The following is a 25,638-nucleotide window of genomic DNA, read 5'->3' as shown; positions in this document are numbered from 1 at the left end:
GTAGGAGAAGACCATGAGTAGTGAGAAAGATATGGATGAGTTGAAGGTAAAAGATGGTCTTCCCAGCTTTGGGCCAGACCCAAAGGCCGCGAAATCTGCAGCGGCGAAGTCCAAGGATTTAGGGCAATCGAAAAAGCCCGAGCTTGCCCTGGATGCCGATGCGCTCAGTTCGGTTCCTGGCGGGTTGCGCGTCATTCGCGGCGGCGGCGCGGAGATCGTGCAATTCGCACAGGCGCAAAAGAGCGCCCTTGCGGCCCAGGCAGAGGCCATCGTGTCATCCAGCTCTAAAACTGAGAAGGGCTTTGACGCAAAGGTCGGTGTGGACAAGGATGGTGTGAACGCCAGTGTGGGCGTGAGCATGAAGAAGACCACCGAGGTCAAGTCTGAGAGCAAGAGCAAGGGGCAGTTCAGTCTTGAGGACAAAGAGTTCATCGCTGCATTGCAGGCCAAGGGCGTGGACCTTTCCAGCGGGAAGATTCCCTTGGACGTGCTCGCAGAAGTGCTCGCGGAGATGGCTGGAGAGGCCCCCAACACAGCGCTGCTCGATGCGAAGGCCCACGACAAGATGCTTGCTGACATTTCCAAGCGGTTGTCTCTTGGACTGCGCGAAGAAAAGGGCGCCGAGCTGCGCGCCGGGGTCACTGCTGGCGGCGGTGGCGGGCGGGGTGCGCGAGGTGACGAGGCGCCACAGTACGGCAGCTCAGTCGGCGCCGAGCTGGTCGCCACAGGCGGCGCTTTGATCGGCGGGCTTGCTTCCCTTGCATCCGGCTCTGCCAAGTTCATCGGTGCCGCAGTCGGCGCCGCTGGGCGAGGTATCGGCAATTGGGGGGCGAAGCCCGAGTTTGCCGGTAGCAGCTACGACCGCGTTTCCGTCATGCCAACGATCAGCGAGTACCGGATCAACCAGATTGAGAAGTCAACGAACAACTACGAGAAGGCGCTGAACAAGTTTTGGCAGGTTGCGCCGATGGCTGCTCTGCGTGAAGAGATCGAAGAGCGTGCGCGCAAGACGGGCATTTCTGTGCCCGATGCGATGGCAAAGATGAAGCCCGGTGGTGAATGGGCCGAGCTTCACGACAAGTTCGTGAAGGAGGTCGCTGCATCACCGGATGCGCTGCAGGCCAAAGTGTCATTGGACAAGGCCCTCAAGAGCTACACAGGGCAATACGAGCACAGCGCCGAAGAGCTGATGAATGCCGACATGACCGATCCCAAGACCATGAAGGCGCGCAACAAGGTGGACGCCTCCAAGGACAAGATGCAGGAGCTGGCAGCAGAAACCCCCGTGTTTGGTGGCGAGACGGAATCGCACGCTGAGCGCCTGAAAGCGGCTATCCAGGCGATCATTGAGCGCGTCAGGGAGCTGCTGCAGGCGGTGGGCGCGAAGTTTACTGGCGGCGAGCAAGAGCATGCAGCACCCTGAGTCGTTCGACCGCACCCATTTCCCCCGGCTGAGCCTGCTGCGGGCATCGGCCAGCGACTTTGGCTTGCAGGACGCGGATGCTGTTTGTCTCGATGCGATCCTGGGCGCAGCGGTTGCCTTTGGTTCTGAGGCCGAAGAGGGTGCATTTTCGAGCATCCATCTGGCCTATGGTCAGGGGGATGACCGCGTAAAAGTCACCGTAACCGGCACCCGTGATGAGGGCTACCAGCTCGTTTTAGAGCGTGCTACCAGCGGTGCGAAAGAGTCATACGTGGCTGGGCTTGCCGCTACAACGCTGGGCGGTGGTAGCGCCTGGAATGTGGAGGCTGCGCACGTAGCTGGGCAGCAAGCTACGGCTGGCAACGTGCTTGCCGGGATAGCAGAGCTGCGCAGCCTGGTTCTGCAGGAAAAAGAGGTTGGTGAACGGCTGGAAGCTGTGGAGTGACGCAGTGAAGTGGTTCAATCTTTCCCGCTACGCGGCCAAGCTCAGTGTGCTGCCAAAGTCCGATGCGCGCACGCGCACGGTACTGCGGCTGGAAATGCCGCATTCCAGGGATTGGGCTGCGCAGCGGGCCATTGCCCAGGTGCTGGACCCTACCGTCGCTGAGCGGTATACCCCTGATCGGTTCCGTGAAGCGCTGGCCGATATGGGGTTCAGCGCGATGGACAGTACGCGGCTCGCCTCCGGGACTGCTGCTGACTTCAATGCCCATGGCGCCGAGTACCCCACTTTCGCTGCGGAGGCCTTGCGCGATTCGATCAAGCTGTCCGATCTGCAGCGGTTGTTCCCAGGCCTCACGGTGAATGATGTTGAAGACATGCCACTTGAGCGTGTTCTGGTTGCGAGCGAGGACTTTCAAGGCTACGAGGCTCGATGGGAGCGACTGCGCAGGGCGATGGTGAATGACTCCATCGGTGTCTGGGTTCCCAATCAGCAGCCATGGGGTCAGAGTGACAAGCCAGTGCCACTGCGGGAGGCGCTGGAGACAGCCGGTTTGCTGGGTCAGGATCGGGATAGGACCATAGCGATAGCGCTTGCCCTCAAGGCATCGCAGCTTGGCTATCGTGATGATGCGCTGGCGGTCTACTACGTGAACGAGGAAGCCGCCCAGGCAGATGGGCTCAAGGAGGGGCAGTACCACCGCAGCGGCTTTGCTGCCAGTGTTCCCATTGCTGTGGTGGGGCAGGGCAAGGTCGTGGCGTTGCGCGACGTTTGGGCCATGCCCGATCTGCGGCGCACGATCTCTCCAGAAAACGCGCTGTGGCTGCGGCAGGACGCGGTGCCGCAATCACTCGTGGTTGATTACCTCCGGGACCGCATGGCCTACGCCGCTCTCTTGAAGACCGCGCTGGATCGCCTGGATAGCTGGATAGCCGATCCAAAGCAGCTCAAGGACGAGTCGCCAGATTTGGTGTGGGGTCAGGTGGCTGTATTCAACGAGGGCTACGCCCTGGTCGAGCGCCATTCGTCCCTGGCCGATTCGGTCTTTGGCGACACCGAGCCTGCCCTGGAGCGAAACGACGCCGGTAGCTGGCGTCTTCGCAAACTCAACAACATCGAGAACAGTGCTTACGAGTCCCTGGCGCTGAGTGCTGAGAAGCTGGGGATTGCTTCCAAAGACAAGGTGCTTGACACCCTGCTGGGCGCCCGCCTGCTGTGGCAGAAGATGGTCAATGCGGAGATCGCTGCAGAGCGGGATGCGGCCATGGCCGCAGCCAAGGCAGTTCAGGCAAAACCTGTGCAGCAACCGTTGGCGATAGATGCGCCCGACACGCGCAAGCATGTGGACGTGGGCGAGAAGATCGGTGGTGCGCGCAAGGACTATGCGAAGCGCGCGATGGCCCTTGACGATGTGTTGGCGATGAATGATCTTGAGATCAAGTTGCACGTCAACAAGCAGAACGTGTGGCCTCCGTTGAACTATGCGGCCATGAAAGAGGCGGGGGTGGAGCCGAAGGTGGCGATGGCCTTGAAGCTGTTCAAGGACAGCATCAACACCGTTCCCATGAAGTACAGCCCACTCAGTGATCGCGAGTGCGCCGACAATTTTGTGACGGCTGTTGGTCGGATGCGGGACTTCTTTGAAGGCGTGAAGACCGAGGCTGAATTCAGGAGCGCAGCGGTAGCTGCCGGTGAATATCTCTCGCAAGGAGATGACAGCGTGATCTACGGTGGTGCCTTGTGGCACCAAGTAGGCAGGGATACCTCCAAGTTCCTGCAGAGGGATTTTTTCTACGCTGCCGAGAGGAAGATCCAAAAGGCCACGCGGTCATGGAACTCTGCAACCCAGCGGATGGAGAACGCAGAGCCCTGGACAGCCCTGGTCAAGCCAGCCAAGACGGCGACCGAGGAAGAAGCTGCAGAGCGCAAGCGCCGCACGGAGATCGACAAGGAGCTGCATGTGCCGCACCTTGAGCACCTGCGCCGCAATGGAGAAGACTGGCGCGATGGCCGTGACGTGACGGCTGACGAGCTGCTTGAGCGCTTCGGGTTTCGGGCTATCGAGTATGGCGAGTGGCTTCCACAAAAGGAGCGGCAAGCAGTCATCAATACGGCGTTCGACAGCTTCGCCGATCTCGCCCAGGCGCTGAATCTCAGACCCCAGGACTTGAGCATGGGCGGTAAGCTGGCCGTTGCTTTCGGTGCTCGTGGAACTGGGGGCAGGGGGGCGGCACTTGCTCACTATGAGCCGGGGCGTACCGTCATCAACCTCACTCGGCTCAAGGGTGGCGGTTCGCTGGCGCACGAGATGGGGCATTTTCTGGATCACCAGATTGCGGCGCTTTCAGGTGGTGGAACGTATGCCTCCGAGATGACGAGTCCTCCCTTGGATTCGATGCGCACCCTGTCTACCCGGCTCAGTTGGCGCAACGCCACGGTCGAGGAGTTGACCGAGCTGGCGTCTCGCAATGCTGCGCGCAGCAAGTCCAATGCGGAATCCTGGCTGGGCAGCGTGCCCGTGGAGCAGCGGCCCGAGGCCCTTGCTGATCTGGGGCATGCGATGGATTCCATGCGCATGGAGATCACGCGGCGTGTAGAGGCACTGTTGCCCGATACCTTGGACAACAACCCGTACCGTGGTGTTCTGGGGGAGGCTGGCGTGATTTCGTTCTCTGTGCTGCACAGTCTTGCTGACGAGGTGCGCGATGAAATGAGTACGAAATGGCGCGGCAAGCTGGGCAAAGATGGCTTCAAGCACATGCGCGATAACTGTTGGCACATGGGCAAGGCTCTTGGGCTCGGTAGCACCTTGCAGGCCTATGCAGAGCGTGGCCTGCCGGTGCCCGAGGTGCTGCTGGGTCAAAGTAGTTTGCGCAAGCAATCGGTGTTCAGCCGTGATGCAGAAAAGCTGGACAACCTTCGGTCTGCGCCCTACTGGAACACCACTCGCGAGCTGTTTGCTCGCGCCTTTGCGGCTTATGTGCAGGACAAGATTGAAGAACAGGGCGGGCGCAGCGACTACCTCGTCCACGGCGCGGGCGATGGGCGAAAGGTGGCCGACATTGAGGCCAGCCCTAACCCATCGGGTGAGGATCGGAATGCGCTGCGGGCTTGCTTTGACAACCTGCTGGATGAGTACCGTGCAACGCTCACCAACGAATCAACACAGGACATGACACCATGAAAATTCAAGTGCAAGACTACAAGGACATGGTAGCCACACCGGAGGCTCACTTGGAATTTCTGCGGCACGCTACGCAGCTTGCCGAGGGCATCGAGGGTACGGGCCAGGACGTGGCGCGCAAGCTCAACACGGCGCTGCGCGAATCCATCGAAGTAGCGGGGCAACCGTTCACCCAGGCCCGTCATCTTGTGCAACTTGAAAGACACAGCGACGGCTGGGACTTGGAGGGGACGAAGCCCGAAGTGCTGCGCGAAGTGATCCAGTTGTCGGAAGGATTGAAGGCCGTAGATGCGGGTTTGGACATCCCTCATTTCACAACTGGATTCGAGTGGATGCGCGAGCTGGCTGGCGGTCCCGAGGTCGCTCCGTCGCGTTGAGCTGTACAACGGGACCAATTCTCTGCATCCGCGCGATCAAGAGCATGCCCCGCTATGCCCAGCATCACGACGCTCCCCCCTACGGGGTCTGCGCTGCAGGCCTGCAGCGCCTGGGCGCGTAGACGCAGCAAGGCCCACCGACTCGGATTGCTCCGAGATGCGGTGGGCCTGCCAAGGATCAGCAGCGGGTTACTCCAGACCTTCCAGATTCCCCTGACTGGCTTTGGCCGCGCGCTCCGATGCGCGGCTGCTGCGTTTTTCGGTGATCGACTCCAGGGCATCGTGTGCCTCTTTCAGCGCCAGGAGTGCCGCGGCGTCCACCTCGATTTTCTGCCCCTTCGGCATCCCGCTGGCTTCCCAGCGGGCAAGGCCTTCGAGAACACCGCCGCGCGTGCGTTTCCCGAAGAGTTCGCCAAAGGCGCCCGTCACGGTTCCTGCCACCTTGGGTGGGATGCCGGCGCCGCGCACAGCTCCGCGAGTGACCTTTCCACCCTTGTTGAGCGTGCTTTGCATGTATTCGCCAGCGGCCTCGCCATGCAAGCGGACAGCTTCGATGGCCGCGTCTGCGGACACCTTGCCACTCTTGACCAGTGCATGCACGTCGCTATTCGCCATGCCGAGCAGCAGCAACTGCTCCACGCGGGCCACGGTGCGGTGCATTTTCTGGGCGATCTCCTGATTGGTGTAGCCCTTCCGGTGCAGTCGCAGGTAGCCGATTGCTGTGTTCAGGGGGCGAAGCTGCAGACCATCTGCAGAGCGCAGCATCACTTCGATTCGTTCTGCATCGCTTCCCTTGAAGCCCACGCATTCAAGGTAGGGCAGGTCGTGGCCACGCTCGATGGCAAGCATTGCACCACGTCGCCGCAGGTGGCCTTCGACAGGGCTGATGCGGCCCTCATCGTCGGTCCACACGATGAGCGCAGGCACGTAGCGCCCCGCAGCGTATGCGTCTGCGAACGCCTCGATCTGAGCGATGACCTCCGGGTCGTCGTAGTCGCGCAAATTGAAGCCTTCGACTTCGACCAAGACGCGAGGATCGACTTTCCACAGGTCAGTCTTCTTCACCGCGTTGTTGTCTTTGTCGGCGGCCATTGCTTTCAGGGATTTACCGGACATTGCTGCGATCCTCCATGTGATTGTGCATGCATGTATTATGCGCCGCAAACATGGCGTATACGCCATGGTGCGCAGCAAAAAAGCAGCTTTAATTTGTATCTAAATGTGGCGTATGCGCCATGTTCATGGTGGAAAAGCTGCTTGAAGATGGCGTTTCGTCGTTATTCATGGCGTATGCGCCATGGGCGGGTGTTGGGTGGCTGCTATAGTCATTTGGATACATGGAAAGGATATGGCATGGCTACAGACAAATCGCCTGGGGACACCGCCCCATTGGAGCGATTGACACCCGCCGAATTTCGGGCCGAAGTCGTGCGCAAAGGATGGACCTTTGTGGCGATAGGTCGGCGCTGGGATATGTCAGCCAACTGGCTGCAGAAGGTGGCGGGGAACGCACAGCGGCCCAGGTACTGGGACGATGCAATTCGAGGTCTTCCCGACCGCGCGAAGGGGGAATGAAGTGCGTGTGACATCCCTCGATCTCTGATGTGCTGCGCACAGCCCGCTACATCATGAAGCAGAGTTTTTTGGGAAGTGGTCAGGAGGCCATCACTTGTCTGGCTGCGGCAAACAAAGCGTCTGCAGCCTATCAACGCAAGCTGCTTGAAGCCTTGCGCAAAGGGGAGCGAGGCTTTTCTGACGAGAAGATGCAGGCTGACATTGATAAGGCCAAGCAGAAAGCCATCGAAGCCTATACCGAGTATGTGACCGCGATTTCCACGGGGCGGGAGGTTGATGATCTGCTGCGCTATGACAGCACCGATGTGTTGAAAGGCGTGGTGGATCGGCTGGAGAACATGAATGCCATCGGGGTGTTCAAGCCGAAGCCACCGCCATTTGATCCGCAGGCATCGGTGTGGCGCTACGACATTCGCGCACTGGGCATGGAGGAGCGAAAGCTGTTCGTGTTGTTCAAGCTGCAGGAGCTGTTTGCGGAAGCTATCCAGTCAGGTGAGCAGGCGCAACCCAACACGGTGATCGTGCTCGATGAGGCGCATATTTTCTTTGATTCCGATCCAGAAAACATCCTGAATAGCATCGCGAAGGAGGCTAGAAAATTCGGTGTTGCGTTGATCTGCATTTCCCAGTCGCCAACGCACTTCTCGGAGGATTTCATTGCCGCTGTGTCCACCAAGGTCATCCTCGGCATTGACGAGCTGTACTGGCGCGGTGCTGCCACCAAGCTGCGCGTGGAAGAGCAGGCGCTTGCCTGGATCAAGCTGCAGAAGTCGATGCTGGTCCAGATCAAGTCTCGCGGCGCTCCCAAGAACGATTGGCATTGGGTGGTGATACCGGAGATGGCCCATGGTTGATGTTCACAGCCTGCTCGCGTCGCTGTGGGCGGCTGTGCTTGCCATGTCTCCAGTTGAGATGCTGGGTGCCGCTACGGGGATCTCCGGCGCGGTGTTGCTCGCTTGGCGGGGGCGGCTCGCCCCATGGGCTTGGGTGTTGTGGATCGTGTCCAGCATCGCCTGGATTGTTGCTGCATACCGACTGGGTTCTCACCCTCTGATAGCGCAGCAAACGATCTTTCTGTGTGCGAATCTGCTGGGTGTGTACCGATGGCTCATTCGCAAGGAATGCTGATGCTCGCGGAGCTGGCCGTGCGCTCTAGTGGAGGGGTGTGTGATGGGGGCATTTGATCCCAGCGCAATGCATGTCACCAGACTGGCCGAGGCCGATCTGGGGGAGTCAGTGGCGGACACCACGGCGCAGATCAGCTTGATCGCCGATGGTGACGTGCGGCAGCGATGTGCGAGCGCCAAGTTGGCTGCTCAGATCGTTTCGCGGGTGTACCACGTCAGTGCGGACCTGGGCGACGGGGAGATTCTTGGTGGGATGACGGATGTGCTCAAGCGGCTTGCTGCAGTCCGTCAGACATGCCTGTCAATTGCCGGAGTACCCGAAGACCATCCCGACTACGGCGCGGCCTTTTCGATGTGCACTGCTGTGGCTCTTGAAACCGTGACCGAAGAATTCAAGTGGCGTCAGATCGGGGGGCGCACGAAAGAATTGCCGATGGCACTCTTCGGGCGCCTGATTGAGGCGGTGAGCGCCAAGCAGCCCAGGTTGTTCCCGAAATCATCGGGGCAGTTGGACCTTGGCGCCGCGCGCAAGCTCGCCACACTGCACGCGGCTCCGGTGATGATGGGACTCGTGAACCTGTTCGACTTCTACGTGATGGACACGGAGGCGATGGCGTGCCGTCTGGTCTATGCCGTGGCAGCGCAAGCGGAATTTCACGCGCTACAGGGCGTGGACGGGATGACGGAATACGGGCAGGCCTTGATGATCCAGCGCGCTTACGGGGTGAGTGTGGATGTGATGGCCCAGGTCTACAACGCATGCGCACGCAAGGCGGTCGAGAAGCTGCAGGACATGCAGGAGATCGACCGAGCGTTTGCCATTGGCAACTACGAGCGCATCGGCGGCATGAACTACGAGCATGTGCTTGAAGAGCATGACCGGGTGATGCGCAAGACATACGAGGTTTGTGAGTTGATCGTCATTGCCCAGTCGGGCAGATCGGAGGGTAAAAATGTCTTTTGAGGAAAAGAACTGGGAGTCTTTGATGACCCTGGTGACGGGATTGGCTGAGCGTGAGCACGCGCAGGGCACGCAGTTTTTGTATGACAGGGCTCGCCTGTTCCCCGAGGACGTTGCGGACATGCTTCTGCCCTCGGTGATTTGCCTTGCACAGGGCGTCTCGCGCTATGTGGGTATGGGCGAGTTTGGCTACGACTACAAGCTCGATCCTGAGAGCAAAGAGGCCTTCCCCCTGGTCGCTGCGCGAAACATGGACAAGCTGGCTCCATTTCACCGCGTCGGCCCGTTCGTTGTCGAGGTGTTCGACTCCTATGTGCTCGAACACCGTGCGGATGTGGCTCGTGTTTTCGAGGCGGCTGCACAGTCCATCCATCCTGATTTCACCTTGGAGCGCAACACACGAGTGGGGCGTGAGGCAACGGCTTTCGGCAACCAACAACAGGGGCCACGGGTATGAGCACTTACGGGCAAGAGCGTGGCGCGGCCACGCGCAAGACAGTCCAGATCGCGCGGGAGCCGGTGCTGGAGAAGCTGGTCATCCCTGACCTGATTGCCATGGCCGATGCAGGCAAGCGTGTTGATCGCAATGTCCTGCTGTGGATGCAGGACTCGTGGGTCCAGCAGGCCATGGTCGAAAATATGCCGCTGCTGATTGACCTCATGCGCAAGGGGCGCGAGGACGGCAGCTCGCCGGAAGAGCAGCACCGTGATCGCATCCAACTGCTGGCGAAGCTGGCGAAGGAAACCTACTCATCCGAGAAGTCGCTGGGGCGCGGAGCGGACCTCAAGACCTATCTGGAAGCTGCGACCACCTTTTTCGAGGCCGAGTCCACCCGCTATGCGGGGCATCTCAAGGACATTTCGGAAGAGATCGCCAAGGCCATCGCCAACGGCGAGCGGCCTGACGTAGACCGGATCGCTCGCTCGATCTACGGCTCTACCTCGAAAATCCTGGGCGCCATGGACAGTTTGGAGCACCTGAACAAGGCCAGCGCGGACGCGGTGAAGAGGGCCATGGAGCAGGGCATGGAGCGGATCGGGATGATCGCGGCTACCAGCGGGCCGCTGGAGGTCAACCGCGTGTTGTTCCAGGCGATGGACCAGATCAGCAAGGAGCCGCAGCGCTACGTGCTGTTCACTGACCCGCAGCGCATCCAAATGCCCGACTACCAGCTCTGGGACTTCGAGCCTGAGCACCGGGCTCATTCGCTTTAACCAAAAAATTTCAATAATTGAAACGACGTTTTTTTGAACATAGTTCGAGAATGTGCGTTAGTATTGGTGCCATAATGGCATCGCGCCGCCATGGTGGCGCACATCGGAATGGAGTATGAGATGAGCAATCTGGAACAGTCGATCAAAGCACGCAGCCTCGCTTTCGGGAACTACATCGACCCGCAACGCGAGCTGTTCGATGCGCCTCAGCTCTCCCTGGTGCAAGTTGATTTGCCCGAATACGCCAATAGCGGATTGGGTCGGGCTCTGTTAAGCGTGATTCGCTACCAGTTCACCGATCTCGATGGCGCCTTTGGCGTCGAGGGTATGTCCGTGGGGGCAGACAGCAGCCGGGGCACGATGGTTTACAAGGACATGCAGCCCACGGTCGTGGCTGCAAGCCATGCCGAGTTGCATGCGAGCAATCCCGAATTGGCGGAATCACTGCGCAAGGTCAATTTGCCACCTGAGCTGATCTCCATCGGTGTGCTGCGCGCTGCACAGTCTGCAATGTCTTTCGAGGACTTGTATCGGTTCATTGAGGTGTACCACGCACGCGCTTCGTGGATTGAATCCCATCCTGTCGAGGTGAAGTTTGCGAATCTGGAGGCCATGTCCGGTGGTTCTGGCATCCAGTGGAGCCGTGTATTGCCCAATGGGCCATCCTTCGAGTAAGGGGTGATGATGGCGACCAGCTTCGCTGACGCAATTCGGGGCCGTGTCTACGGCTACCTGACCGCTGCAGGGGCGGAGTTGACGCGCGACGGCATTGAGCCGCTGCGCGTTTCTTGGCTCGTGTCTGGCGTTGAGCTGGATGGAGTCAGGGCCAGCTTCTCCGATGCGGATGGGGTGATCGAGTTTGGTGTGCTGTCCCGTGTGAACGGCGTGCCGACGAATGTCCTGAATGTCACCCTGAGCCTGGACGACGACGAGGCTCAGATTTACTGCCTCTCCGAGGAACGTGCAGACATGAATTTCACGGGGCCTGTGGGTGCGGAGCAGGCCTCCGATGGCCTGTTTCTCGCCTGCGACTACTTCGCTGAGGTGACGGGGTTGGCGGCGCGTTCCTGACGGGCGTCCCATGCCATGGCTGAGACGCTTGTCATCATTGAAGCACCCGGCAAGCGCGCGAGCTTGAAGGATGTGCTTTGGCGAGCGGGGATGCGTGGCTTCGAGGTGGAGGCAACCGCAGGCCACATCGCAGGCAACCCGGCGCGGTTGTCGCCACTGGGAATCACAAGCAGCTTTCGCGAGACAAACTATGCGATCCGGGAGGATCGCATAGCTACGTGCGAACGCATCCGAGAGGCTGCGCAAAGCACTACAGGCCGGATCGTCATCGCCACTGATGACGACCAAGAGGGCGACGTGATCGCCCGAGACGTGTGGCGTTTGGTCATTGCCCCCGAGGATCGCTCGCGGGTGGTGCGTGTACGGCTTCGTGCCCTGTCTCCGTCAGAGGTCCATGCTGCCTTCGAGGACGCCGCGCCCTTTGATCCGCTCTCGGCGGCAAAGGGCGATGCAAGGCGTGTGCTTGATCGCCTTGTCGGCGCACTGTCCAGTGCTGAGGGCGCGGTGGGGAGAGTGCAGGGCTCGCTGCTCCTGGCCTTGACCCAGCAAAAGCCCGTGGTGGGGGTTGCAACCTACACAGCTACCGCCGAGGACGGCTGCGAGCCTTGGATTGCGCAGCGGCCAGTGTTTGCGGGCGATGACATACCTGATCCCGTGATGCTGGATGTGCATTTGTCGGTGGGCAGTAGCGTTGAATCGACGGTCGGCGCCCGTCCCCTCAACTACGGTGAGATTGTCCTGCTGTCGAGCGTGGAGACTGGTGCCGAAGTTGCTGACGTGTCCAGGGCGATGCAGGACTTGTATGAGCGGGGACAGATGACCTACCCGCGATCAATGGCCCAGGCGATCAGCGTGGACGCAGCGCGGCGACTTGATGTGATCGCCCGCATGAACGGCGCCGCCTTCGACGCGGAGCGTTTCACCGCCGTGCGCGCACATGGGCTGCAGGTTGAGCACGGCCATGAGGCACCGAATCCCGCGACCTTCGAGGTGCCGTTGAACCGGGTGGCAGAACTGCTGTCCCTGCCGGAGCATGTGCTTGTGCTCGTCGCTCGCAATCTGGTGGATTGTGGAGTGCGTTGCACGCTGGAGCAGCCAGCGCTGCGCGATCTGCAGAGACTGCCTGATGAGCTTGCAGGTTTGCCTTGGCACCGAAAGACGGAAGCTGGGTTGCGGCTGTACCCAGTGGTTGTGCCGGAGGCAGGATTCAAACCTTGGACCCAGGAGCAGAGCCTGCTGCATCTCATGCACAAGAACGGCCTTGGCCGTCCTTCGACGCTGGTGGAGCATGTCAACAAATTCGCTGCGCGTGGGCTGGTGACAGAAGATTTTGAGTTGACGGCAAAGGGGCGGGACTGGAGTGCGAACGTTGGCCAACTGTTCCAGCACCGCAACCTCGCAAAAATGGTTGAGGATTACCTTGGATCGCACCGTGACCCAGCAGCCTTGATGGTTGCTGAGATGGTTGAGAAATTTGGCATTCCCGTTGTCACGGACGATGGAATGCCTTTAGCGCAGGAGCATGAATATGGACAAGCGAACGAAATATAGGCCCGCCACTTTTCTGGAGGTCGAAGACCTCTACGGTGGCCGCAAGACCGTCATGGTCGGCGCCGATGGCATCACATTCTGGGATGCCATTGACGCGGAGAAGATCACGCCGCTCGTGATCCACCCTGTCTTCAAGCCGGTGGAGATTGGGCCTTTGATCGAGTTTGCGCGCAAGAACGATCTGCTGGATGCACTCCGTGCCCTGACGCAGCACATCAACGAAACCCAAGGGGGGCGCAGTGAGCGCGATCCCCTGTATGTGATGCGTGTGCTGGTCGCTTACTCGAAAGGTGCTTGCGACGGCAGCGTCGCGGCAATTCGTGTCGCCGTGCTCGCGGCGAACGAAGAGGAAGCCCGCGCCATCAAGGCGCAAGAGATCGTTGAGCAGTTCATCAATAAGGCTGAGCAGGACGCAGCAGGCCAAGCGCACTGAGGGGATGGTGATGGGAAGAGTCTTGATCGTTGCCGAGAAGCCATCTGTTGCCGGTGACATTGCGAAGGCGTTGGGTGGATTCAGCAAGGGCGACGGCTGCTACGAGCGTAGCGACGCGATTGTGTCGAATGCACGCGGCCACCTGATCGAGATTTTCTCGAAGGAGGCCGACGAGGGTGGCAAGAGTCTGAATGACCTGCCGGTGATCCCCCAGCGGTTTGAGCTGCGTCCTACCAAGGACGCAGGCCCGCAGCTTCGGCAACTGGTCAAGCTGATGAAAGACCCATCGGTCACAGAGGTGGTGAATGCGTGCGACGCTGGGCGCGAAGGTGAGCTGATCTTCCGGCTCATCTTCGATTACGCCGGATGTCGCAAGCCCATGAGCCGCATGTGGCTGCAGTCGATGACGCACGACTCCATCCTTGAGGCCTGGAAGCACCGCAGCGACGGTGCGACATACCAGGGCCTTGCTGATGCCGCTTATTGCCGCAGCGAGGCCGATTGGGTCATGGGGATCAATGGCACCCGTGGTGTGACTCGCCTTCACGAGCGCCAGAATGGCGCCTACGAGCTGATGAGCGTAGGGCGGGTGCAAACGCCAACCCTGTCACTGGTGGTAGCGCGCGAGCGCGCTATCAAGGGGTTCGTGCCCAAGGATTTCTGGGAGGTGCGCGGCACATTTGGTGTCGCTGCTGGGAGCTACCAGGGGACTTGGTTTGATGCCAGCTCAAAGGCCGAGGCTGTTGATGAGGTGGACGACGACGAAGCTGGTGCCGAGCCCGAGGCCTCGTCGGGCCAGCGCATCTTCGACAAGGCCAGGGCTGATGCCCTGGTGGCGAAGTGCCACGGTGTCCCGCCCAGCAGCGTGACTGAGGAGGCGAAGCGCACCCAGGAAGCGCCGCAGCGTCTGTTCGATCTGACCACGCTGCAGCGCGAGGCGAACAAGCGTTTCAAGTTCTCCGCGAAGAAGACGCTGGACATTGCCCAGGCGCTGTACGAGACGCACAAGGTCACTACCTACCCTCGGACTGATGCAAAAGCGCTGCCGGAGGATTACGTGGCCCCTGCAGCAGCGCTGATGGGCCAATTTGGTGGGACTGCCTATGCCGCATTGGCGCAGGCCGTCATCGACGGCGGCTGGGTGAAGCCAAACAAGCGGATTTTCGACAACAACGAGATTTCCGATCACTTTGCGATCATTCCTACCGGCACGAGGCCTAGCGGTCTTTCCGACGACGAGCAGCGTGTCTACGACCTGATCGCGCGCCGGTTCATCGCGGCCTTCTACCCGGATGCGGTGTACCAGACCACCACCCGCATCACGGTGGTGGCTGACGAGCGTTTCCGCACCTCTGGCCGGGTGATGCTTGATGCAGGCTGGCGTGTGGTGTGGGGTGGCGACCGTCAAAAGGGTGATGCTCCAGGCCTTTGTGCCTACGAAAAGGGTGAGGCGGTACGCAACCAGGGTGTCCAGGCGGTTGGCAGCAAGACCAAGCCTCCAGCTCGCTACAACGAAAACACGTTGCTGGGAGCAATGGAGAAAGCCGGGAAGACCCTTGCGGACTCCGAGCTGCGCGCGGCGATCCGCGAAACTGGCCTGGGCACGCCCGCGACACGGGCGTCCATCATTGAAGGCTTGCTGAGCACGGGTAGCAGGGAGAAGCCCAAGCAGCCCTACATGACCCGTGAAGGCAAAGAGCAGTTTCTGGTTCCCACGGACAAGGGCGACGGTCTTTACGAGTTCCTGACCCGCAACAACCTGTCCGCTCTCACCTCTGCTGAAATGACGGCTTCGTGGGAGCACCGTCTGCAGGACGTGCAGCACGGGCGCCTTGCCCGCCATGAATTCATGTCCGGCATTGGCAAGAGTGCGCGCGGCATGATCGACGTGCTCAAGGGCAAGGCCTCGGCAATGCCAGAGCCTACCCAGCGGGTTTTTAAGACCCCATGCCCGAAGTGCGGCGGCGAGCTGCGCGGCAACCGCAAGCTCGAATGCAGTTGCGGTTTTGGGATCTGGACCACGGTGTCGGAGCGCGTGATAACGCCCGACGAGATGACCGAGCTGTTGACCAAGCGCCGAACGGGCTTGCTCAAGGGCTTCCACAGCAGCAAGACCAAGCGCAAATTCGACGCGATCCTCGTGCTCAAGGACGATTTCTCCATGGGCTTCGAGTTCGCCGATTCAGCGGAGGCCAGCGGCGCCGCTGCAGCCGCCAAGCCATTCGAGGCACCGTGTCCACGGTGCCAGGGTGAGTTGCGCCATCTGGGTGGCGACAAGCCCAGGTACTCGTGTGCAACAGGGGACTTCACGCTGTGGGCAAACATCGCTGGCCGAACGCTCTCTGAGCGTGAGGCCTTGACGCTGATCCGCACGGGCTCATTGGCTCCAGTGAGTGGGTTCACGTCTGCTGCCAAGAAGAAATTCGCCGCAGGCCTGCGCCTGGACCCAGCGGGCAAGGTTTCTTTCTTTTTCGAGGACAAGTGAGGATTCCATGAACGATGAAATCGACGTGACGATTGCCGAGCGCGAAGACGCGGTTCCCCTGGACTTTCTGGAAGAGATCGTTGCGGAGTACCAGCGCAACGTCATCTTCGACGGCCAGCAGCTCGTGGCTGCAGGAGGTTGAGGCATGGACGAAAAGAAGCCACGCCCGAATTTCACCCAGGACGTGACCAACAAGGTCATAGAGCTGATGGAAACGGAGGGCACGAAGCCGTGGGAGGCGAGCTGGGATCGAGGGTTGACCAAGGCCTTCAATCCCTACACGCCGCAGAAAGGCAAGCAGGGCCGCGAGTATCGCGGTGCCAATGCTGTGAACCTGCTCATGGGCCAGCTCGCACGCGACTCGGCTGACCCGCGCTGGCTGACGTTCAATCAGGCCAAGCAGGCAGGGCTTTCGATTCGCAAGGGAGCGGTGTCGGAGGCGGTGATGTTTTGGCAGTTTCCTGAGTCCAAGCCCAAGGATGTGGAGTGGTCTGCAGGGACAGACAAGCCTGCTGTCGAAGCTGTCTATCAGCTCAAGAGCGGCAAATATGCCGCCTACGGGCGCCTCGGCTGGATGAAGGAAGCGGACACCATTGAGGCGGCGCAGAATGCGCGCGTCACAGGTAGCAGGTTCCGTGGCCACGACTCGTACCAGTGGGCTCCGGTCGATGACTTGGAGGCCACGGCCAGGGTGGAGCGGCCAAAGCCCATCTATGCCCTGGTGTTCAACGGGGCCGATGTGGTGGGCATGCCGCCCATGAAAGAACGGCGCCCGTTCAATGCCAATGAGCATGCAGAGCGCCTGATCCAGGCAACCGGCGCCGTGATCGAACATCGTGAACTGACCCGAGCTGCCAAGGGCGCTTTGGTCAATAGAGCCTTCTACGATCCAGCGGGCGACGAAATCACGGTGCCGCCTCGCGGTCACTTCAAGACCCCAGGTGACTACTACCGCACTGTCATCCACGAGATCGCGCATTGGACGGGCCACGAGTCCCGGCTGAATCGTGGCGTTGAGGATGCCAAGCGCGACTCGCCCGAATATGTGTGGGAAGAACTGCGCGCCGAGATGGCGTCGGCCATGATCTGCGCCGCACTGGGCGTGGAGGGTGGTCTGCAAGACCACGCGGCCTACCTTGATGACTACATCAAGCTCTTGAAAGAGGACCGTTCTGCGATCTTCAAGGCGGCTCGCGACGCCGAGAAAATCTACAACGCAGTCTTTGACTTCGACCCAGAGCTACGCGCAATTGTTGAAGGGCACCTTTCCGACAACGCAATTGGCGCGGCTGACCCCAATGCGAAGCGTCAACAGGGCATTGACCTCAAAAAGATTATCAAGGGTGAGCTGCCGAATTTTGCGCCGATCAAGCCCGCAGTCACGCATGAGCCTGTTGCGGAACCGCCTGCTACTCCAGGGGGTGGGCATGTGGCGTGGCCGATGCCCGCTGCCGCTCCCGTTGCCACCCCGCCACCCGCGCCAGGGGGTGGTGGGGTGGTGTGGCCGATGCCGGTGCCTGTTTCCCCGTCACCGGCTGCTCAAGCTGCCGATGAGGATGTGGAGATTGACTTTGGAGGCCTCCGCTTGGGCGACGAAGCGACACAGCAGGTGAATGCGGGCGTCGCCCAGGACCAGGACGATGAGATCGCGCTGGACGGCTTCGAGCTGGATGTGGCGTTGGACGGCCAGTACAGCGACATTGAGGTAGGTGGACCAGCGCCGTAGGCGCTGCACTCGTGGAACAAAAAATGGCTTCTATCAAGGCAACAAGAGACGCGATCAAGGAACTTCCAGGGATGACTGCGCTGCACGCCGATGGCGAGTGGCGTGTCACCGTCAACCTGTACAGGCTTTCCGAGCGCTATCCCGACAAAGGCAGGGCATGGTGCGAGGAAAGGCAGGAAGCGATTGCGTACTACACAAACGACGCGGACGATGCGCTTGCAACGGCCAAGAGCATGTCCGCGAACTGGGAGAAGGAAAAGGCAATGACGACAGAGAAGAACACAACCCCCGCGCGTGAGGACGAGTTGCCCCAGGCATCGCCTGGGGGGTATGTAGTGCTTTCCATTGAAAGCACTGGCAACGCAGCCTTTGCGGACATGGGCCGCACTCATGAGATCGCCAGGATCGTTGGCGATGCAGCCGACAAGATCGAGGGCATGAGCCTGGACGATTGCTCTTTTCCACTGCGTGACGTGAACGGCAACCGGGTGGGAGAAATTGCGGTGCTTTCCCGCGTGCCCAGCGAGCCAATCCCCGATAGCGGGCTGCGTCTGGCTATCGAGCTGGGCAACCTTGCTTTTGAGGATGAGCCGCAGCAGGAGGTGTCGCGCATCCTGCGTGATGCCGCTGCCCGGATCGGCGATGGTGCAAACGACTTCCAGCTCCATGATGTGAACGGGCTGAACGTGGGCCGCTACCAGTTCGTACCCGTGGCCTCGCTGGTGAAAGATGGCCGCGTGGACATGAGTGAAGCGCTACAGAGCGGCAGCGTCTATCTTGCCGATGACGGCTACTCCGGCATCGCAGATGGCGAGTTCCGGTACGTGGTGCCAACCAAGGACTTCGAGCCGGGATACCACCAGGGCCAAGGCGATGCATGGCTGGTGAACGCCAAGGGTGAGCTGGCATCCGGCTACGACGAGCCACAGACGGTGCGTGAAACCTCCTTCCGTGAGCTGAAAGCGGTTGAGCTGAATGCCTTGCGCGAGGTGGTCGAGGGGCGCGTGACATTCGAGGATTTCGAGCGCAGCTTTGACGATGCCGACCCGGCACCATAAACCTCCAGCAATCAATCGCCGAGGGGATCAAAATGGATCATTCCAACAAGTCGCTTTCCAGTGATCTGGCGAAGATCGCCATGGGTGAGATGCACTCCGATCAGGTGCTCCGTGCGAGCGTGGAGCGCCTGGAAACGCTTCGGGATCAGCACGAGCATGCTGACCCGGCCATCACCAAAAACCGGATCGTTCAGGCGCTGGTGCATTGCAAGCTCGCGTTGCACGGTGTTCACGAGGCGCATCACAAGCTGCAAGACGCCTCGGTACTCTTGGCACTGGACGAGGGCCAGAAGGTCAGCAATAGCAAGCTACCGCCCGCCAACCAAGACCCGCGCTGGCAAGCGCAGATGCAGGCTCTGCGGGATGTGACGGCTTCCATCAATGAATCCATGGCACCTGAGATCATCAAAGCCGATTTCGCGTTGACCAAGCTCCGTGAATACGGCGAGGATGTTGAGCTGGAGTTTGGTGGCGCGGTCGAGACTCTTGCCGATGGCACTGAGCGGGCGGGATTCAAGCGAACCGACCCCGATGGGCTGACCTTGCACGTTGTGTTGGAGGCGCCCCCAGGTGCGTCCATGGTCCTGGCCTATGCGAAGCTGGGCAAAGGCGACGATGTGCTCGTTGAGGGTGAGGTCATGCCTCGTAAGTCAGTGATCGGCGCGCTTGATGCGGCCATAGCCTCATTCGACGCGCTGAAAGCCAAGATGCCCGTTACGGAGGCGCGGACCCAGCCCGAGGCGCAGGCTCTCGCGCAACGAGTGGCCGGTGCGATGGGCGCAACGCTGGGGGATTGGGTGCAGGCGCAGGCCAAGGAGTGGGTGCGTAGCACGATGACCACTCCCGATGGCAGGGCCATCCGCGTAAGTGCATCCACGGGCGGCGTGGTCAGCATCAACGGAGATCCATTTACCCCCGACGCCGACCGTATTCTGAACGTGTCTGACGCGGCGGTGGCCGTCTCCATGCGTGTTGCGATTGAGCGTACTCCGGCGCCGTCTTTTCCGATCAGGACTGATCGTGTGTTTGTCGATGCCCCTGGCGAGGTGGGTGCTGCCTGGGCCAACTTATGCGAGGAAGAGAATCGCCTTGCGGGCTACCTGTCCAGCCAGGAAGAGGGAACTGCCGTAGTGCTGGATGGTGATGCGTGGTATCTCGAACTGGACGAGAGCCAGCAGCTTGTCCTGATGCATGGCGAGGTGGTGGACGGCAAGATCAAGAACGCCAGTTCTCGGTTCGACTTCGATTTGGGCTGGGTAGACGTTGAGGGCGAGGAAGTGGTTGCGTACACGTCTCGCGTCAGCAGTGTCGCCGACGATTTCATGATCGACCGGGCTCTGTGGAAGACCATGAAGGTCGAACATTGCGATTCACCGACCCCTGGCATGTGACCGTTACACCGTACCCGTAAGGAACTATATGAGCACAAACTACACCGTTTCCATCACGTTCGAGGTGGTGACTGACGAGTCGGTCGAAGCTGGCGAAGTGGCGTACCGTGGCTACGAGCGCGAACGCGAAGACATGGATTTTGACGAGCTGAAACGGCTTGTTCAAGACTTCGGATTTTCCGAGCCTTCCTGCAGCCATCTGCAGGAGCGCATGTGGTTTTCCACCACCACGCCGAAAGAGGATCGGGCTTACTTTGAGGAAGGTGAGCGGCGCTTCTTTTCCCTGCACCTGCACTCGGTCAACGGCGAAGAGCCTACCCTGGACGACTACGCGGACATTGCACGCATGGCTAGGGTCAAGGTGAGCGGCCTTGAGACGGCTGGAACGCGCATTCAGCCAGAAGATGACGAGCTGTCGGCCAGCCCGAGCGCTTAGGCAGGAGCCCTTACCATTCCGGCACGGGCTTAGACCACCCGGTGGCTGGAGTGGGCGGGGGCGCAAGCAAGCGCAAAAAATCTTTATTAGTGTGTACTAAAAGGCCAATTAGTGCGCAATAATAGGGCCATCGCTTAATTCACAGGAATAGCATGGCCCACCAACGTATCTTGAATCAATCGCAGGCTGTGGCTGTCTGCAATGCGATGAGCCACATCAACAATGTCGCCATCGCCTACCGGGAAGGCTCCGGTCTGAGCATCAGCTTCTTCGGCAATGTCGAGGCTGCTGGCAACGAACCGAGGAAAATCGAGGTCGTTGAGGTGGATGGCGGATTGATCGTCAGCTACGGGTTGCTTGATCGCGAGCGTGAAACCTACCCCAGTCAAGCCGCTTTTGCTACGGCCTACGGCCTGGACTAGCGATGGCGCGCAGCACACAGGCCTCTCTGGAGGCCAGTCGCAAGAAGGCAGGGCTGGCTGCTGCAGCTAAGCTCGAAGCGGCGGCGGATGCTCTCAATGCGTACATGAGGAGGGCAAGCCGGGATAAAGCCAGTTTTGACTCATAAGCCTTTTGGTTATGTGAAATCGTTCCTTTATTCAAAATAGAAGCTCATTTGGTCACCTGTAGTGTTTCCAGCGGTTCAATCAGCTTCACCCATTCCTGCAGCGTAGCGATTGTTTGACGGATCTCTGAAGTTGCTTCAAAAGCCAGTTCGGGCAAGCTCTCTTGCGCAGAGCCTGACAATCCGGCCCCGTTGACCACAGCGTGCGCCATACCGTGAAGCCGCAGCAGTACGTCCCGAAGGCCGTCCTGGCCTCGTGCGTTGCCCACAACTCTGTCGAGCTGTTCGACTGCGCGCAGCAGTTTTGAGGTGTCGTAGGTGCTCTGTAGCCGTGTCAGCGAAGCCCTGTCCAGTCGACCATAGGCCGTGAGGACGGTGGTTTCTGGATCGCTCATGCTCCTGCTCCCTTTTGGCCGGCTCGCTGCCCCTCCGCTGCCACTGCAGCTGCAGCAGCCCGTGCACGCCTGGCCGCCTCACGAAACTGTGATTCCTTGACCCAGGGCTCCGGGGGCCGCTTCAGGTCGAGGTGATAGTTGCCAAAACGCTTGATGCCCGAGGTCATGTAGGGACTCAGGTACTCAACGTCGGCCGCAGAAACCGGCTCCCCATCTGCGTACATTTCCTGCAACACCCGCATCATGTGTTGGCGCCGATTCAAAATTGAGCCACCGTGCCGATTGAATTTTGAGCCAGGGCTAATGGCCAACCTGTGAAGGTCGGCTGTGGATAAGTGTAGTGCCTTGGGTCGGTTTTGGTCTCCTTGGTGATCGAGCTCGGTGGTCGTCCGTTGAGGGTAAGCCGCGCAGGGCGAAGCCCGTAGCGGCTTGCCCTTGAACCGCTCAGAACGGCTCAGCCTTCTTGGCCTGTTCGCGTGCCTTGATGCGTTTCTTGGCCACGGCTGTGCTGTGCATGAACCTGTGGGACTCGTTGCCCGTCTCGACGATGTGGCAGTGGTGCGTGAGTCGATCCAGCAGTGCCGTGGTCATCTTGGCATCGCCGAACACGCTGGACCATTCCTTGAAGTCCAGGTTGGTGGTGATCATCACGCTGGTCTGCTCGTAGAGCTTGCTCAGCAGGTGGAACAGCAAGGCGCCGCCTGCCTGGCTGAAGGGCAGGTAGCCCAGCTCATCAAGGATGACCAGGTCCATGCGCTGCAAGCTCGCTGCGATGCGGCCTGCCTTGCCTTGGGCCTTCTCCTGCTCCAGTGCGTTGACCAGGTCCACCGTGGAGTAAAACCGCACGCGTGAGCCATGGCGCGTGATGCCCGCCACGCCGATGGCCGTGGCCAGATGCGTCTTGCCCGTGCCGGGGCCACCCACCAGCACCACGTTGTGCGCCTGCTCGGTGAACGCCATGCTGGCCAACTGCTCGATGAGCTTTTTGTCCACGGGCGAGCATTCGAAGTCGAAGCCCGCCAGGTCGCGGTGCACGGGGAACTTCGCCGTGTGCATCTGGTAGCTCACTGAGCGCATGGCTCTGTCCGTGACTTCCGCTTGCAGCAGGTGCTCCAGCAGCCAGCGCGAGCTCTCCAGCGTGGCGTGGCCGCCTTGCTTGACCAGGTCCTCCCAGGCCCCGGCCATGCCGTACAGGCGCAGCTCTTTGAACTCCTTGTCCAGCTCACGCATGATCGGCCTCCTGCATGTCGCTGCCAGCGCGCAGGCTGTCATAGCGCGCCGTGTCGGCCAGGGGTGTCTGGCTCACTTGCAGGTTGGTCGCAACCGTCTCGGGCAGGGGCTGCGCTTGCAGGCGGCCGAGCACGTTGATGACGTGCTCGGTGCTCACCCGCCCCGATGGCGGCGCACTCTCCAGGGCCAACTCCACCGCCACCAGCACGGCGTCCAGCCCTTGCTTGGGCACCTCGGCCAGTACCTGCGCCATCACCCTGTCGCCGCCCTCCTGGTGCAGCAAGCCTTTGCGCATGCGCTGCAATGGCTCGGGCAGGTCTGCAAAGGGCGCGCCGTTGCGCAGCGCGCCCGGCTTGCGCTCGATCAGCGGCACGTAATGCTGCCAGTCGTAGCGGGTCTGGTTGCGATCGCTCAGGCGCTCGTGCGTGGCCACCATAGCATCGCCGGCCACCACCACGATCTGCGCCGGGTACAGGTGTGTGCTGACCATTTGCCCCGCCCATTCGCAGGGCACCGAGTAGCGGTTGCGCGCCACCGTCACCAGGCAGGTGCTGCTCACCTTGGCCGGGTTCTCAACATAGCCATCAAAGGCCACCGGCATCGGCATCAGGTGGCTTTGCTCCAGCTCCAGCATCTCGGCGATGCTGAACGCTTTGTGCTGCGGGTGGCGCAGCTCTCGCCACAGAGCCCGGCAGCGCTCGCCCAGCCACGCATTGAGCTCGGTAAAGCTGCCAAAGCGCCGTTGCCCCGCCTCCACCCAGATGCGACGGCGGCTGTCTTGCACATCCTTCTCCACGCGCCCCTTCTCCCAGCCGCTGGCACGGTTGCAAAAGTCAGGGTCGAACAGATAGTGCGCGCACATGGCTGCAAAGCGCGCGTTGACCACCCTGCCTTTGCCCTTCTTGACCTTGTCAACGGCCGTCTTCATGTTGTCGTAGATGCCCCGGCGTGCCACACCGCCCAGCGCTGCAAAGCTGCGCGTGTGCGCATCGAACAGCATCTCGTGGCCTTGGCTGGGGTAGGCCACCAGCCAGAAGGCCCCACTGGCACACAGCTTCATGTGCGAGACCTGCATGCGGTAGTACACCCCGCCCACCAGCAAGCCGTCTTCGCTCCAGTCGAACTGGAAGGCCTCGCCAAGCTCGAAGGTCAATGGCACGAAGGCCTTGCAGGCCGCCTGTTGGCCTTCACCTTGGCGCCACTTGCGGATGAAGTCCGTCACCCGCGTGTAGCCACCTTCGTAGCCCGCTGCCTTGATCTGCGTGAACAAGGCCTTGGCCGTGCGCCGCTCCTTCTTGGGCCGCTTGGCATCGGCCTTCAAGGCTTGCTTGAGCTCCGCCTCGTGCGCCGACAGCTTGGTCGCCTTCGCCGCCTCCCGGCGGTACTTGGGCTCGACCGGCTGCGCCTCGTCCAGCCACTTGGCCACCGTGTTGCGAGACAGGCCCGTGGTCCTCGATATCTCCCGCTTCGTCTTCTTGTCCCGGCGGTGCATCCGCCGTATCTTGCCAATCATGTCCATGGTGATCACCCTCTTCATTCCCTTGCTGCACAAAACAGCAGGGTAGGTAAAACACCTGGCTCAGTTTTAGGTCGGCATCACACCAAAAAGCGGCTCAGTTTTCGGTCGGCGTCAACACAATGAATGGCACTTTGGCATGAAGGCCCACATTGGCGTGGACGCGGAGTCAGGACTGGTGCATACCGTCATCGGAACCTCGGGCAACGTGGCCGACGTTGTAGAAGGCAACAGCTTGCTGCACGGGCAAGAAAAAGACGGGTTTGGTGACGCGGGCTATCAAGGCGTTCACAAGCGCCCGGATGCGAGGGCGGGCGTGACGTGGCACATAGCGATGCGCCCGGGCAAGCGCAAAGAGCTGGACAAAGAGAACAACCCCGTTGACGCGCTCATAGACCGGGTGGAGAAGATCAAGGCAAGCATCCGGGCCAAGGTGGAGCATCCCTTTCGGGTGATCAAGCGGCAGTTTGGATATGTGAAGGTGCGCTACCGGGGATTGAAGAAGAACACACTGCAGCTCAAGACGCTGTTTGCGCTGTCCAACCTGTGGATGGTGCGCCACCAATTGCTGGGGGCGAAGGGATGAGTGCGCCCGCAAACAGCCGTGCAGCCGCAGCGGCTGCGCAAGTGGCCCCCACAAGGGGCACCAAACAAGGCGGAACCGCTGGAAAGACGGTCTCCATTGCGCCAGATGAAAAACTCAGTCTCGTAGCACGCGCGAAACCGAGTTGTTCAGGACATCCCTAGGAATGCTTTATCGAATTCCGCACGGTGAACCACCAATTTGTCGTCGCCAACGAAATCGATGAAGGCCTGGGCAATATCAGCAAATGCGGGTTTGTCTGCCACCATGGCGTCGTTGATGCCGATAATCTCTGAAATCTCCTCGGAGATGGGGCACTCGGGGTTCAGCAAGTGGTGGAACTCCCGTCCGGTCAGCTTGCCGTCCAGCATTTCTACTGCGGCAATTTCCACAATGCGGCCTTCAGCAGGTGATAGGCCGGTGGTTTCGGTGTCAAGAATGATCAGTCGCATGGGTGTTTCGGGTGGTTGGGTGTGGGGCAAACGTCTGGTTCATGCTGCCCCGGCATCGTAGCCAGTGAGTTGCGCAGTCTGCGTTGGATGGGGTGTGGTGTGGTTTATCTGAAAGGGGTTAAGGAAATCCTGCAAAACCTCCCCCTTGTTTGGTAGGAGTCAGCAGGCAATGGCAACCTCACGGCCATGAAGCAAGGCAGCCTTGATCTGAACCTGAGTACCAAGAAGACCCGCAAGCAGGAACTGCTGGCCCAGATGGATCTGGTTGTTCCCTGGGCTGCGTTGGTCGAACTCATTGCGCCGTACTACCCCGAAGGCAAGAACGGTCGCCCACCCTTTGCACTGGAGACCATGCTGCGCATCCCCTGCATGCAGCAGTGGTTCACCTTGTCGGATCTGGCGATGGAAGAAGCCTTCTTTGACACCCCGATCTACCGGGAGT

General features: G+C 60.4%; 26 protein-coding genes and 1 pseudogene. 22 read left to right on the top strand and 5 right to left on the bottom strand.

Annotation, left to right across the window (positions count from 1 at the left end; genetic code table 11):
* Positions 1-13 precede the first annotated feature (13 nt).
* The 4 genes from Q8M85_RS03880 to Q8M85_RS03865 are packed head-to-tail and all read left to right on the top strand — an operon-like array spanning position 14 to position 5,426.
* Complete coding sequence (locus Q8M85_RS03880) at positions 14-1,423, top strand: hypothetical protein (RefSeq protein WP_305540521.1); 1,410 nt, start codon at positions 14-16, stop codon at positions 1,421-1,423.
* Positions 1,410-1,868 carry a hypothetical protein gene (locus Q8M85_RS03875; RefSeq protein ID WP_305540518.1) on the top strand — a complete coding sequence of 153 codons (459 nt, stop codon included), beginning with the start codon at positions 1,410-1,412 and terminating at the stop codon, positions 1,866-1,868. The genes Q8M85_RS03880 and Q8M85_RS03875 overlap by 14 nt, the downstream gene beginning before the upstream one ends.
* Positions 1,843-5,049: an LPD1 domain-containing protein gene (locus Q8M85_RS03870; RefSeq protein WP_305540515.1), complete on the top strand. Its 3,207-nt coding sequence runs from the start codon at positions 1,843-1,845 to the stop codon at positions 5,047-5,049. The genes Q8M85_RS03875 and Q8M85_RS03870 overlap by 26 nt, the downstream gene beginning before the upstream one ends.
* Positions 5,046-5,426, top strand: coding sequence for a hypothetical protein (locus Q8M85_RS03865; protein ID WP_087866136.1), 381 nt, complete (start codon positions 5,046-5,048; stop codon positions 5,424-5,426). The genes Q8M85_RS03870 and Q8M85_RS03865 overlap by 4 nt, the downstream gene beginning before the upstream one ends.
* A gap of 189 nt (positions 5,427-5,615) precedes the next feature.
* Here the strand turns inward: Q8M85_RS03865 and Q8M85_RS03860 are convergent, their stop codons facing one another.
* On the bottom strand, positions 5,616-6,542 hold the full coding sequence (locus Q8M85_RS03860; protein WP_305540509.1) for a hypothetical protein: 927 nt from the start codon (positions 6,540-6,542) through the stop codon (positions 5,616-5,618).
* A gap of 488 nt (positions 6,543-7,030) precedes the next feature.
* Between Q8M85_RS03860 and Q8M85_RS03855 the strand changes: the two genes are divergently transcribed.
* The 16 genes from Q8M85_RS03855 to Q8M85_RS03780 all read left to right on the top strand — a co-directional run bounded on the left by Q8M85_RS03855 (position 7,031) and on the right by Q8M85_RS03780 (position 20,877).
* Entirely contained in the window at positions 7,031-7,855 is an 825-nt protein-coding gene (locus Q8M85_RS03855) for a helicase HerA-like domain-containing protein (protein WP_305540506.1), read from the top strand.
* Positions 7,848-8,129: a hypothetical protein gene (locus Q8M85_RS03850; protein WP_056639323.1), complete on the top strand. Its 282-nt coding sequence runs from the start codon at positions 7,848-7,850 to the stop codon at positions 8,127-8,129. Before Q8M85_RS03855 ends, Q8M85_RS03850 begins: the two co-directional genes overlap by 8 nt.
* A 42-nt stretch (positions 8,130-8,171) precedes the next feature.
* Positions 8,172-9,092: a hypothetical protein gene (locus Q8M85_RS03845; RefSeq protein ID WP_056639326.1), complete on the top strand. Its 921-nt coding sequence runs from the start codon at positions 8,172-8,174 to the stop codon at positions 9,090-9,092.
* Positions 9,082-9,546: a hypothetical protein gene (locus tag Q8M85_RS03840; RefSeq protein WP_156391351.1), complete on the top strand. Its 465-nt coding sequence runs from the start codon at positions 9,082-9,084 to the stop codon at positions 9,544-9,546. Before Q8M85_RS03845 ends, Q8M85_RS03840 begins: the two co-directional genes overlap by 11 nt.
* Positions 9,543-10,304, top strand: coding sequence for a hypothetical protein (locus Q8M85_RS03835; RefSeq protein ID WP_305540499.1), 762 nt, complete (start codon positions 9,543-9,545; stop codon positions 10,302-10,304). The genes Q8M85_RS03840 and Q8M85_RS03835 overlap by 4 nt, the downstream gene beginning before the upstream one ends.
* 120 nt (positions 10,305-10,424) lie before the next feature.
* Positions 10,425-10,979, top strand: coding sequence for a hypothetical protein (locus Q8M85_RS03830; protein WP_087864246.1), 555 nt, complete (start codon positions 10,425-10,427; stop codon positions 10,977-10,979).
* Positions 10,980-10,988: 9 nt separating this feature from the next.
* Positions 10,989-11,375 carry a hypothetical protein gene (locus Q8M85_RS03825; protein ID WP_156391352.1) on the top strand — a complete coding sequence of 129 codons (387 nt, stop codon included), beginning with the start codon at positions 10,989-10,991 and terminating at the stop codon, positions 11,373-11,375.
* A gap of 15 nt (positions 11,376-11,390) precedes the next feature.
* The gene (locus Q8M85_RS03820) at positions 11,391-12,926 is read left to right on the top strand and encodes a toprim domain-containing protein (RefSeq protein WP_056639333.1); all 1,536 of its coding nucleotides are present in this window, start codon (positions 11,391-11,393) and stop codon (positions 12,924-12,926) included.
* Positions 12,904-13,359, top strand: coding sequence for a hypothetical protein (locus Q8M85_RS03815; protein ID WP_087864245.1), 456 nt, complete (start codon positions 12,904-12,906; stop codon positions 13,357-13,359). Before Q8M85_RS03820 ends, Q8M85_RS03815 begins: the two co-directional genes overlap by 23 nt.
* Positions 13,360-13,381: 22 nt before the next feature.
* Positions 13,382-15,844, top strand: coding sequence for a DNA topoisomerase (locus Q8M85_RS03810; RefSeq protein ID WP_305540488.1), 2,463 nt, complete (start codon positions 13,382-13,384; stop codon positions 15,842-15,844).
* 7 nt (positions 15,845-15,851) lie between these two features.
* Entirely contained in the window at positions 15,852-15,986 is a 135-nt protein-coding gene (locus Q8M85_RS03805; protein WP_255357421.1) for a hypothetical protein, read from the top strand.
* 3 nt (positions 15,987-15,989) lie between these two features.
* Entirely contained in the window at positions 15,990-17,570 is a 1,581-nt protein-coding gene (locus tag Q8M85_RS03800; protein ID WP_305540486.1) for an ArdC family protein, read from the top strand.
* 23 nt (positions 17,571-17,593) lie between these two features.
* Complete coding sequence (locus Q8M85_RS03795) at positions 17,594-18,628, top strand: hypothetical protein (RefSeq protein ID WP_305540484.1); 1,035 nt, start codon at positions 17,594-17,596, stop codon at positions 18,626-18,628.
* 32 nt (positions 18,629-18,660) lie between these two features.
* Positions 18,661-20,019 carry a hypothetical protein gene (locus Q8M85_RS03790; protein WP_087863747.1) on the top strand — a complete coding sequence of 453 codons (1,359 nt, stop codon included), beginning with the start codon at positions 18,661-18,663 and terminating at the stop codon, positions 20,017-20,019.
* A 28-nt stretch (positions 20,020-20,047) separates the two neighbouring features.
* Positions 20,048-20,455, top strand: a complete 408-nt coding sequence (locus tag Q8M85_RS03785) for a hypothetical protein (RefSeq protein WP_305540482.1) — start codon at positions 20,048-20,050, stop codon at positions 20,453-20,455.
* Between the two features lie 152 nt (positions 20,456-20,607).
* The gene (locus Q8M85_RS03780; RefSeq protein WP_087863745.1) at positions 20,608-20,877 is read left to right on the top strand and encodes a hypothetical protein; all 270 of its coding nucleotides are present in this window, start codon (positions 20,608-20,610) and stop codon (positions 20,875-20,877) included.
* A 190-nt stretch (positions 20,878-21,067) separates the two neighbouring features.
* Here Q8M85_RS03780 and tnpC read toward each other — a convergent pair whose 3' ends face one another.
* The 3 genes from tnpC to istA all read right to left on the bottom strand — a co-directional run bounded on the left by tnpC (position 21,068) and on the right by istA (position 24,164).
* Positions 21,068-21,415 carry a Tn3 family transposase post-transcriptional regulator TnpC gene (gene tnpC / locus Q8M85_RS03775; protein ID WP_305540478.1) on the bottom strand — a complete coding sequence of 116 codons (348 nt, stop codon included), beginning with the start codon at positions 21,413-21,415 and terminating at the stop codon, positions 21,068-21,070.
* A gap of 444 nt (positions 21,416-21,859) precedes the next feature.
* Positions 21,860-22,645: an IS21-like element helper ATPase IstB gene (gene istB / locus Q8M85_RS03770; protein WP_024815605.1), complete on the bottom strand. Its 786-nt coding sequence runs from the start codon at positions 22,643-22,645 to the stop codon at positions 21,860-21,862.
* Positions 22,638-24,164 (bottom strand): IS21 family transposase, encoded by a 1,527-nt coding sequence (gene istA / locus Q8M85_RS03765; protein WP_305540473.1) that lies wholly within the window; start codon positions 24,162-24,164, stop codon positions 22,638-22,640. The genes istB and istA overlap by 8 nt, the downstream gene beginning before the upstream one ends.
* A gap of 109 nt (positions 24,165-24,273) precedes the next feature.
* On the opposite strand from istA, the pseudogene Q8M85_RS03760 reads away from it, so the two are divergent.
* Positions 24,274-24,747, top strand: a pseudogene (locus Q8M85_RS03760) (IS5 family transposase); the annotation flags it as partial.
* A 146-nt stretch (positions 24,748-24,893) separates the two neighbouring features.
* Here the strand turns inward: Q8M85_RS03760 and Q8M85_RS03755 are convergent.
* Entirely contained in the window at positions 24,894-25,196 is a 303-nt protein-coding gene (locus tag Q8M85_RS03755; RefSeq protein WP_305540472.1) for an exonuclease domain-containing protein, read from the bottom strand.
* Between the two features lie 186 nt (positions 25,197-25,382).
* Between Q8M85_RS03755 and Q8M85_RS03750 the strand changes: the two genes are divergently transcribed.
* Positions 25,383-25,638, top strand: a 256-nt coding sequence (locus Q8M85_RS03750) for a transposase (protein WP_305540470.1), incomplete at its 3' end; no start/stop codon positions are given.

Origin of the sequence: Tabrizicola sp., from assembly GCF_030694085.1 — a bacterium.
GTDB lineage: Bacteria > Pseudomonadota > Alphaproteobacteria > Rhodobacterales > Rhodobacteraceae > Tabrizicola.
Note: the sequence above shows the minus strand (reverse complement) of the source record. Positions and strands in the feature narration are given on the sequence as shown.

Bases quoted from the DNA above. Each gene is read 5' to 3' on its own strand.
- Q8M85_RS03880 (WP_305540521.1), top strand. From the start codon at position 14: ATGAGTAGTGAGAAAGATATGGATGAGTTGAAGGTAAAAGATGGTCTT.
- Q8M85_RS03875 (WP_305540518.1), top strand. From the start codon at position 1,410: ATGCAGCACCCTGAGTCGTTCGACCGCACCCATTTCCCCCGGCTGAGC.
- Q8M85_RS03865 (WP_087866136.1), top strand. From the start codon at position 5,046: ATGAAAATTCAAGTGCAAGACTACAAGGACATGGTAGCCACACCGGAG.
- Q8M85_RS03860 (WP_305540509.1), bottom strand. From the start codon at position 6,542: ATGTCCGGTAAATCCCTGAAAGCAATGGCCGCCGACAAAGACAACAAC.
- Q8M85_RS03850 (WP_056639323.1), top strand. From the start codon at position 7,848: ATGGTTGATGTTCACAGCCTGCTCGCGTCGCTGTGGGCGGCTGTGCTT.
- Q8M85_RS03845 (WP_056639326.1), top strand. From the start codon at position 8,172: ATGGGGGCATTTGATCCCAGCGCAATGCATGTCACCAGACTGGCCGAG.
- Q8M85_RS03840 (WP_156391351.1), top strand. From the start codon at position 9,082: ATGTCTTTTGAGGAAAAGAACTGGGAGTCTTTGATGACCCTGGTGACG.
- Q8M85_RS03835 (WP_305540499.1), top strand. From the start codon at position 9,543: ATGAGCACTTACGGGCAAGAGCGTGGCGCGGCCACGCGCAAGACAGTC.
- Q8M85_RS03830 (WP_087864246.1), top strand. From the start codon at position 10,425: ATGAGCAATCTGGAACAGTCGATCAAAGCACGCAGCCTCGCTTTCGGG.
- Q8M85_RS03825 (WP_156391352.1), top strand. From the start codon at position 10,989: ATGGCGACCAGCTTCGCTGACGCAATTCGGGGCCGTGTCTACGGCTAC.
- Q8M85_RS03820 (WP_056639333.1), top strand. From the start codon at position 11,391: ATGGCTGAGACGCTTGTCATCATTGAAGCACCCGGCAAGCGCGCGAGC.
- Q8M85_RS03815 (WP_087864245.1), top strand. From the start codon at position 12,904: ATGGACAAGCGAACGAAATATAGGCCCGCCACTTTTCTGGAGGTCGAA.
- Q8M85_RS03805 (WP_255357421.1), top strand. From the start codon at position 15,852: ATGAACGATGAAATCGACGTGACGATTGCCGAGCGCGAAGACGCGGTT.
- Q8M85_RS03800 (WP_305540486.1), top strand. From the start codon at position 15,990: ATGGACGAAAAGAAGCCACGCCCGAATTTCACCCAGGACGTGACCAAC.
- Q8M85_RS03795 (WP_305540484.1), top strand. From the start codon at position 17,594: ATGGCTTCTATCAAGGCAACAAGAGACGCGATCAAGGAACTTCCAGGG.
- Q8M85_RS03790 (WP_087863747.1), top strand. From the start codon at position 18,661: ATGGATCATTCCAACAAGTCGCTTTCCAGTGATCTGGCGAAGATCGCC.
- Q8M85_RS03785 (WP_305540482.1), top strand. From the start codon at position 20,048: ATGAGCACAAACTACACCGTTTCCATCACGTTCGAGGTGGTGACTGAC.
- Q8M85_RS03780 (WP_087863745.1), top strand. From the start codon at position 20,608: ATGGCCCACCAACGTATCTTGAATCAATCGCAGGCTGTGGCTGTCTGC.
- tnpC (WP_305540478.1), bottom strand. From the start codon at position 21,415: ATGAGCGATCCAGAAACCACCGTCCTCACGGCCTATGGTCGACTGGAC.
- istB (WP_024815605.1), bottom strand. From the start codon at position 22,645: ATGCGTGAGCTGGACAAGGAGTTCAAAGAGCTGCGCCTGTACGGCATG.
- istA (WP_305540473.1), bottom strand. From the start codon at position 24,164: ATGGACATGATTGGCAAGATACGGCGGATGCACCGCCGGGACAAGAAG.
- Q8M85_RS03755 (WP_305540472.1), bottom strand. From the start codon at position 25,196: ATGCGACTGATCATTCTTGACACCGAAACCACCGGCCTATCACCTGCT.